The following is a 7,010-nucleotide window of genomic DNA, read 5'->3' on the forward strand; positions in this document are numbered from 1 at the left end:
AACTCCCTGAAACGCCCTACTCGCCAAACCTGCGCGATTTTCAGGGGAAAATTTGGGCGCACTGCGCCACTACACCCTGCTCGCCGACCAGAGCCTTCGAGCGAGATCGAGGAGTTCCCCCCGGTCCTGGAGCGCCGATAACCATGACTCCGGGATTGCCTCATGCCCCCAGCGTGCCCCGGCGAGGCCGCCGGTGATGGCGCCGACGGTATCGGCGTCGCCCCCGAGGTTGACCGCCGCAATCACGGCTTCCCGGAACGATGATGCCTCCAGAAAGACCCTGACGGCGCAGTGGGTGCAGAGGACGGCGTCGAGCGAGGGCTCGGGCGGGTAGGCCCGGTAGTCCCCGAGCAGATCCTTTAGTTCCGCATCCCTGCAGGCGCGAAGTGCCTCCTCGAAGGCTGCATCCGCCTCCTCTCCCCGGCACATCCCGCTGACCATCCGGTTGACGAACGCAGACCCCTCACCGGCTGCCGGGTCAAAGTGCGTGACGCGGGACGCGGCAAAGCTTGCCGCCCGTACCTCCTCCGGGGGATAGAATATGCCGACCGGGATCCCGCGCATGACACTCCCGTTGCTCCGGCTCCCTCCACGTGCCTCATGCACCCTGGCCGCGGCAGCCTCGGGGCCGAGACCGCTCTCGATGAGATCGAGGACGGCCCGGGACGTCGGCCCGAAGAACTCGGGATGGGCCCGGTATACCCGGACCAGGCGCCCTGCGAAGTCTTCGGGATCAAATCCCCGGCACTGGATGAGGGTCCCGGCGAGGGCTGACGCCTGCAGGGTATCGTCGGTGTACTGCCCCGGGAGGGTGTTGTGAATCCCGCCGCCCAGCATCTCCGTTACGGCAATCGAACGCGGCGGAAGGCCTTCCAGGGGCGCGCCCATAGCATCCCCGATTGCAAGCCCGATAAACGCTCCGACCGCCCGCATCTCATTCATATAAAAAGATCACCAATAAAATATATTTACCCGCGGACAGTAGTATTCTTCGAGGAAAAGGTGATATCGTGCAAAAAGAAGAGCTGCTCCATCTACACATGCTGTTAGTCCACATTAAAAAGTATTATGAAGGAACCACCGGGGAGGAGGTCCCGACCGACCAGTATAATGCTCTCCACATCTCACCGGTCCATATCCATAAGAATAAGATCTCGCATAAAAAAGCTATTCTGACCCTCGGGGGCGAGGTCGTCCAGCATATCAGATCCCACCATAACCCCTACATCGGGCACCAGCATGATGTTCGTTCCGAAGGGGTTATGACCGAACACTAAATGATGAACGATACCGGGATACTCCGGGAGATCATCTCCCGCATCTTTTCTACGGGGCCCGACCCTGACATCCAGCGGATCAAGCTTGCGGTCTGCCGGGAATACAGCGCCGATATGCCCAAAAACTCCGCGATTCTCGCCGCAGCCGCCCCGGAGGAGCGCGAGCTCCTCCGCCCGCTCCTCCTCGTGAAACCCACCCGGACGCTCTCCGGTGTGGCGCCTGTCGCGGTGATGACCTCACCCCACCCCTGTCCTCACGGGAAATGCCTGCCCTGCCCGGGCGGGCCGGAGCACCCGTTCGCCTCCCCCCAGAGTTACACGGGCGAGGAACCGGCGGCGCTCCGGGCCCGGGAGCACGCGTTCGACCCCTACGACCAGGTGCAGGCACGGCTCGGGCAGTTTGAGGCGCTCGGCCACCACGTCGACAAGACGGAGCTGATCGTGATGGGCGGGACGATGACCGCCCGACCGGTCGAGTACCAGGAGTGGTTCGTCGGTGCCGCGGTGCAGGCGATGAACGACTACCCCCGGGCCGGGGTCCCGGCGGCAAAGCCGGACCTGGACGCAATCTTTGCCGCGAACGAGCGCTCCGGGGTCAGGTGCGTCGCGATCACGTTCGAGACGAGGCCTGACTGGTGCCGGGAGGAGCACATCAACCGGATGCTCGGGATGGGGGTGACCAAGGTGGAGCTCGGCGTCCAGCACCTGGACGACCGGATCCTCGACTACAACCGGAGGGGCCACGGGGTCGCGGAATCAGTCGAGGCGAACTGCCTCCTCCGCGACGCCGGGCTGAAGGTCGGGTTCCATATGATGCCGAACCTCCCCGGGGCGAGCATGGAGGACGATCGAAGGATGTTTCGGGAACTCTTCGCCGATCCCCGGTTCCGTCCCGACTTTCTGAAGATCTACCCGACCCTGGTGACGCCAGGCTCTGAGATCGAGGCGCTCTGGGAGCGGGGCGACTACCGCCCCTACTCCGAGGACGAACTGATCGACCTTGTAGCCTATGGAAAATCGCTTCTCCCCGAGTACGTCCGTCTCCAGCGCATCCAGCGTGACATCCCGGCAAAACTGATCGTCGCCGGTTCCCGGCACAGCAACTTCCGGCAGCTTGCCGGGGGCCGCCTCTGTGAGCAGGGACTGCGGTGCCGGTGCATCAGGTGCCGGGAGGTCGGCAGGACGCCCGCGCCGGAGGAGGTGGCGGTCTCGACGTATGCCTACGCGTCATGCGGCGGGGAGGAACGGTTCATCCAGGCGGGCTCTGAGGATGCCCTTGTCGGGTTTGCCCGACTCCGGTTCCCGCACCGCCCCTTCCGCGAGGAACTTTCCGGTGCGGCACTCCTGCGCGAGCTCCATGTCTACGGGAGCGTGGTCCCCCTCAGCACCCCGGCGGAGGGGGACGAGTGGCAGCACCGCAGTTTCGGCGCCCGGCTCCTCTCCTGCGCCGAGGAGGAGGCCCGTGACCAGGGCTTTGCGCGGCTCGCGGTGATGAGCGGTGTCGGGGTGCGGCCCTACTACAGGAAACAGGGATATGAACGAGTGGGGCCATATATGATCAAGACAGTTGTATGAAGCCCGCGACGCTCGAGTTTGTGAAGCAGAGGTTCATGGAGTACTACCGGAGGCAGAATCTCATCGTTCCGTCCTCCCTTGAGCAGCGCGAATGGGGTTTTGTCTTCTTTGATACCACGTCCGACGTCAGGATGCGGCGGCACATGGCGTTTATGGACCCGCAGGAACTCGAGGCCTACGTGAAGAACCTGGTGCCCGCCCATGTCTACTACTCGACCGCCTACTACCAGACACCGTCGGCGCCGACGATGAGCGAGAAGCACTGGGCCGGCGCCGACCTGATCTTCGACCTTGACGCCGACCAGATCGTCCGCGGCCCCTACGCGATGATGCTTGCGCGGGTCAAGGAGGAGACCGAAAAACTGCTCGGGATGCTGATCGAAGAACTCGGGTTCTCCAAAAACCACATCAGGATCGCCTTCTCGGGGGGCCGTGGCTACCACGTCCATGTTACCGACATCGCTGTCCGGGGCTGGGGGAGCCCGGAACGGCGCGAGATCATCGATTACGTCTGCGGTATTGGGATTGACCCGGCCGTGGTGCTCGCTCCCCGCGCTCCCCCCACCGGGTGGCGGCGGCGCTACGCGGGCGCCCTCCGCGACCACCTCGCCTGGCTTGCGGGTCTTGACCCGGCAGAGGCGACGGCGTATGTCGGGGAGCTTGACGGGATCGGCAAGCGGGCGGGCCAGGAGTTCCTTCTGGGCCTCGATACCCTCCGTACGAAGAGCCCCGGCACGCTCCTGCAGAACCGGGTCGTCCGGGCGATCATGGCCTCGCCCGGATTTGAGGAGCGGGTCAGGGACGCGGGGGCGCGTGCCGACGAACCGGTCACGACCGATATCAAGCGCCTGATCCGGGCGCCGGGGTCGCTGCACGGCGGCAGCGGTATGCGGGTGGTGCCGCTTGATATCAGGGATTTCGCCGACTTCGACCCGCTCGTCGATGCGGTGGTCTTCGATGAGCGGGAGGTGCGGGTGGACCTGAAGATGGACTTCACCACCTCACTGCTTGGGAATACCTACGCGCTCAAAGCCGGGACCGTGAGCGTGCCCGAGGCGCTTGCGGTCTTCCTCTGCTGCCGCAACGTAGCAGAGATCGCAGGGGGTGCATGAGGCGTGGCCGGCGACTTCCTGGAGAAACTGCGGCAGACGCTGCTTGATATGCACCACACGGGCAGGCTCTCCTATATCGAGCCCGGTCTCTACGAGGATGCCCGGGAGTATATCGAGAAACTCAAGGCCGACTACTACGGCCTTGAAAACCCGCTCGAGAGCCGGGCGGGGAGCCTGGTCATCGAGGAGATCGGGAGCATCACCGATACCGTGCAGGAGATCTTCTCGCTCCGGACCCGGCAGATCCTCGATCTTGCGTTCCAGCAGATCGAGGGGCAGTACTTCGACAGGGAGGAGGCCAAGAAGATGCTCCCGGCGGAGCGGGCGATGTACGCGCAGGTCATCGACGCCATCGAGGGCTGCCGGGAAGCGCTCGTCCACGGGGAGGAGTATCCTTTCGGCGGCGCCGGTGCTGCGGCCGTGGATTCGATCGACGAGCCGGTCGAGACCGCTGCCGGGCCGGAGCCGGCCGCCGCTGCTCCCCGCCCCATCACGTCTCCCTACGCCCTTGTGTACATCCGCTCTGATATGGAGTCGTTCATGGGGGTGGACGGGAGGGTCTATGCGTTGAAGCAGGGGGATATCGTCACCCTGCCGGAAAACAATGCAGATGTGCTCTGCGAGCGCGACATAGCCTTAAATATCAGGCTTAACAAGTAATATAGGTACTCGAATAGAGGCTATTATCATGAAGATGCCATCAAAATTCAGGACGTACTGCCCATTCTGCAGGAACCACCAGGTTCATGAGGTCGTGAGGGTGAAGAGGGGCCGGGTACGCCACTTCAACTGGATCGACCGCCAGAAGGCGCGCAGGAGCACCGTGGGCAACATGGGCAAGTTCAGCAAGGTGCCCGGCGGCGACAAGCCGACGAAGAAGATCAACGTGAGATACCGGTGCACGGTCTGCGGGAAGGCACATCTCCGGCCGGGATTCCGGGCTGGTAAATTTGAACTGACGGAGTGAGGTTATTATGGTCCGGCTGAACAGAGAGAATAGGAGCGCTTTCCTGAAGGTTAAGTGCCCCGACTGTGAGAATGAACAGATAGTCTTTGAGAAGGCAAGTACCGTTGTGGAATGCAGTGTCTGCGGGCGTCTCCTCGCAGAGCCCCGCGGCGGGAAAGCTGATATAAAGGCTGAGATACTGGCAGTACTTGAGTGATTATTGTATGCATGAGAGAGAGTGGCCCGAGGACGGAGAACTCGTTGTCTGCACGGTCGCGGACGTCAAGGATTTTGCGGCGTTCGTGACCCTGGATGAGTACAACGGGCGAAGAGGGCTCATACCGATATCCGAGATAGCACGGGGCTGGATTAAGTATATCCGGGACTACATACGCGAAGGACAGAAGGTCGTCTGCAAAGTCCTGAATGTCGACCCGAGCCGTGGCCACATTGATCTCTCGCTTAAAGACGTTAACGAACACCAGCGGCGCGAGAAGATCCACGAGTGGAAGAACGAGCAGAAGGCCACCAAGTGGGTCGGGTTCGCCGCCGAGGCGACGGGAGTGGACCGGGGGGTCATTGATGAGGCCATATACCATGAATACGGTCTGCTCTACCCGGCGTTCGAGGATATCGTCACCACCGGCGGTGAGGCGGCGGAGCGGCTGAAACTCGATGAGCGGATCAGGGAGTCGCTCATCACCATCGCGCACGATAACGTGAAGGTTCCCCGGGTGACGATCACGGGGCATCTTGTTCTGATGTCGCCCCGCCCCGACGGGGTCAACGTGATCAGGCGGGCGCTCCGGAGTGCGCAGCCGAAGATCGAGGATGTCGAGATCGACCTGATCTACATCGGGGCCCCGAAATACCGGATAAAAGTGACCGCGCCCGACTATAAGTTGGCTGAGAAGGCTATCGAGAAGGCGGCGAATGCCGCTGTCGGCGTGGTTGAGCGGGCGGGCGGGTCCGGCAAATTTATCCGGAAGCAGAAGGCCGGATAAGAGAGCATGAGCAACCGCATCCGCAGTTGCCCGCAGGACCGGCGATACACGCTCTCTTTGGTCTGCCCGGTCTGCGGCCGGCCGACACGGCCGGCTCATCCGGCACGTTTTTCGCCAGAGGATAGATACGGAAGTTACAGGAGGGTGGTACGCAGATGGACAACGTCACCGTGAACTTTTTTCGGGAAGATGGTATCGAGGCACCGGTCCTGATCGAGGGGCTGCCCGGCATCGGGCATGTGGGGAAACTGGTCGCCGACCACCTTATCGACGAGCTTGGGGGCGAGCTGATAGCGGAGATCTACTCGCTCCATTTCCCGCCGCAGGTGGTCGTTGACGAGCGGGGCGTCACCCAGCTCGTCTGCAACGAGATCTACCGCTGTGAGAAGGACGGGAAGGCGATCCTCTTTCTCGTGGGGGATTTCCAGAGCACCTCGGCAGAGGGGCACTATATCCTGACCGAGAGTTACCTGGATATCGCCGAAGACCTGGGTGTCCAGCGGATTTATGCGCTCGGGGGCTACGGCGTCGGCCACCTGGTCGAGAACCCGAGGGTTCTTTCGGCGGTCAATATGGAGCAGCTCCGGCCTGAGGTGGAGGCGGCCGGGGGGTCGTTTGAGAACGCCGGGACGGGCGGGGTGATCGTGGGGGCGTCGGGACTCCTGCTTGGTCTTGGTGAGGTGCGGGGGATCGAGGGGATCTGCCTGATGGGTGAGACGAGCGGGTATATCGTCGACCCGAAGAGCGCCGACAGTCTTCTTGGGGTCCTCTGCGGCCTGCTCGGGATCGAGGTCGACCATACCTCCCTGCAGGAGCGTGCGGAGGATATGGAGCAGGCGATCGAGAAGATCCGGGAGGCCGAAGAGGCCAAGAGCCGGGAAGAATTGAATTATATCGGGTAAAACATAATAGTAGCAGTCACGATCCCGCTTGACCAGGGAAAGCGAAACGCTATATGCGGGGCCAATCCCATAGAAATGTGCCATGATCCTTGAGTATATCAACGCGGCACTCGAACACGCCAACTACGAAATCATCGAGGATACCGAACCGTATTACGGAGAGGTTCCGGGACTTCCCGGGGTCTTTGCAACCG

Annotated in this window: 10 protein-coding genes and 1 pseudogene; 10 read left to right on the forward strand and 1 reads right to left on the reverse strand. The window is 62.4% G+C overall.

Annotation, left to right across the window (positions count from 1 at the left end; translation table 11 throughout):
• Positions 1–69: 69 nt before the first annotated feature.
• Positions 70–942, reverse strand: coding sequence for an ADP-ribosylglycohydrolase family protein (locus tag BP858_RS10955; RefSeq protein WP_286879497.1), 873 nt, complete (start codon positions 940–942; stop codon positions 70–72).
• 68 nt (positions 943–1,010) lie between these two features.
• On the opposite strand from BP858_RS10955, the gene BP858_RS10960 reads away from it, so the two are divergent.
• The 10 genes and pseudogenes from BP858_RS10960 to BP858_RS12280 all read left to right on the forward strand — a co-directional run.
• Positions 1,011–1,277 carry a UPF0058 family protein gene (locus BP858_RS10960; protein ID WP_014867370.1) on the forward strand — a complete coding sequence of 89 codons (267 nt, stop codon included), beginning with the start codon at positions 1,011–1,013 and terminating at the stop codon, positions 1,275–1,277.
• 3 nt (positions 1,278–1,280) lie between these two features.
• Positions 1,281–2,852, forward strand: a complete 1,572-nt coding sequence (locus tag BP858_RS10965) for a tRNA uridine(34) 5-carboxymethylaminomethyl modification radical SAM/GNAT enzyme Elp3 (RefSeq protein WP_286879501.1) — start codon at positions 1,281–1,283, stop codon at positions 2,850–2,852.
• Positions 2,849–3,964, forward strand: a complete 1,116-nt coding sequence (locus tag BP858_RS10970) for a DNA primase small subunit domain-containing protein (protein ID WP_074174962.1) — start codon at positions 2,849–2,851, stop codon at positions 3,962–3,964. Before BP858_RS10965 ends, BP858_RS10970 begins: the two co-directional genes overlap by 4 nt.
• A gap of 3 nt (positions 3,965–3,967) precedes the next feature.
• A complete protein-coding gene (locus tag BP858_RS10975; RefSeq protein WP_145916346.1) occupies positions 3,968–4,624 on the forward strand; it encodes a DNA replication complex GINS family protein in 657 nt (218 codons plus the stop codon).
• A 28-nt stretch (positions 4,625–4,652) separates the two neighbouring features.
• The gene (locus tag BP858_RS10980) at positions 4,653–4,931 is read left to right on the forward strand and encodes a 50S ribosomal protein L44e (RefSeq protein ID WP_014867366.1); all 279 of its coding nucleotides are present in this window, start codon (positions 4,653–4,655) and stop codon (positions 4,929–4,931) included.
• 7 nt (positions 4,932–4,938) lie between these two features.
• Positions 4,939–5,127 (forward strand): 30S ribosomal protein S27e, encoded by a 189-nt coding sequence (locus BP858_RS10985; protein ID WP_014867365.1) that lies wholly within the window; start codon positions 4,939–4,941, stop codon positions 5,125–5,127.
• 7 nt (positions 5,128–5,134) lie between these two features.
• The gene (locus BP858_RS10990) at positions 5,135–5,914 is read left to right on the forward strand and encodes a translation initiation factor IF-2 subunit alpha (protein WP_286879498.1); all 780 of its coding nucleotides are present in this window, start codon (positions 5,135–5,137) and stop codon (positions 5,912–5,914) included.
• 6 nt (positions 5,915–5,920) lie between these two features.
• On the forward strand, positions 5,921–6,088 hold the full coding sequence (locus tag BP858_RS10995; protein ID WP_074174964.1) for an RNA-protein complex protein Nop10: 168 nt from the start codon (positions 5,921–5,923) through the stop codon (positions 6,086–6,088).
• Positions 6,070–6,816 carry a proteasome assembly chaperone family protein gene (locus BP858_RS11000; RefSeq protein ID WP_074174965.1) on the forward strand — a complete coding sequence of 249 codons (747 nt, stop codon included), beginning with the start codon at positions 6,070–6,072 and terminating at the stop codon, positions 6,814–6,816. The genes BP858_RS10995 and BP858_RS11000 overlap by 19 nt, the downstream gene beginning before the upstream one ends.
• Positions 6,817–6,898: 82 nt before the next feature.
• A pseudogene (locus BP858_RS12280) lies at positions 6,899–7,010 on the forward strand (type II toxin-antitoxin system HicB family antitoxin); the annotation flags it as partial.

It is taken from the genome of Methanoculleus sp. UBA413 (assembly GCF_002502935.1).
Taxonomy (GTDB): Archaea; Halobacteriota; Methanomicrobia; order Methanomicrobiales; family Methanoculleaceae; genus Methanoculleus; species Methanoculleus bourgensis.

Excerpts from the sequence above, each read along its gene's own strand:
- BP858_RS10965 (WP_286879501.1), top strand. The coding sequence starts at position 1,281 with ATGAACGATACCGGGATACTCCGGGAGATCATCTCCCGCATCTTTTCT.
- BP858_RS10980 (WP_014867366.1), top strand. The coding sequence starts at position 4,653 with ATGAAGATGCCATCAAAATTCAGGACGTACTGCCCATTCTGCAGGAAC.
- BP858_RS10970 (WP_074174962.1), top strand. The coding sequence starts at position 2,849 with ATGAAGCCCGCGACGCTCGAGTTTGTGAAGCAGAGGTTCATGGAGTAC.
- BP858_RS10990 (WP_286879498.1), top strand. The coding sequence starts at position 5,135 with ATGCATGAGAGAGAGTGGCCCGAGGACGGAGAACTCGTTGTCTGCACG.
- BP858_RS10995 (WP_074174964.1), top strand. The coding sequence starts at position 5,921 with ATGAGCAACCGCATCCGCAGTTGCCCGCAGGACCGGCGATACACGCTC.
- BP858_RS10985 (WP_014867365.1), top strand. The coding sequence starts at position 4,939 with ATGGTCCGGCTGAACAGAGAGAATAGGAGCGCTTTCCTGAAGGTTAAG.
- BP858_RS11000 (WP_074174965.1), top strand. The coding sequence starts at position 6,070 with ATGGACAACGTCACCGTGAACTTTTTTCGGGAAGATGGTATCGAGGCA.
- BP858_RS10955 (WP_286879497.1), bottom strand. The coding sequence starts at position 942 with ATGAATGAGATGCGGGCGGTCGGAGCGTTTATCGGGCTTGCAATCGGG.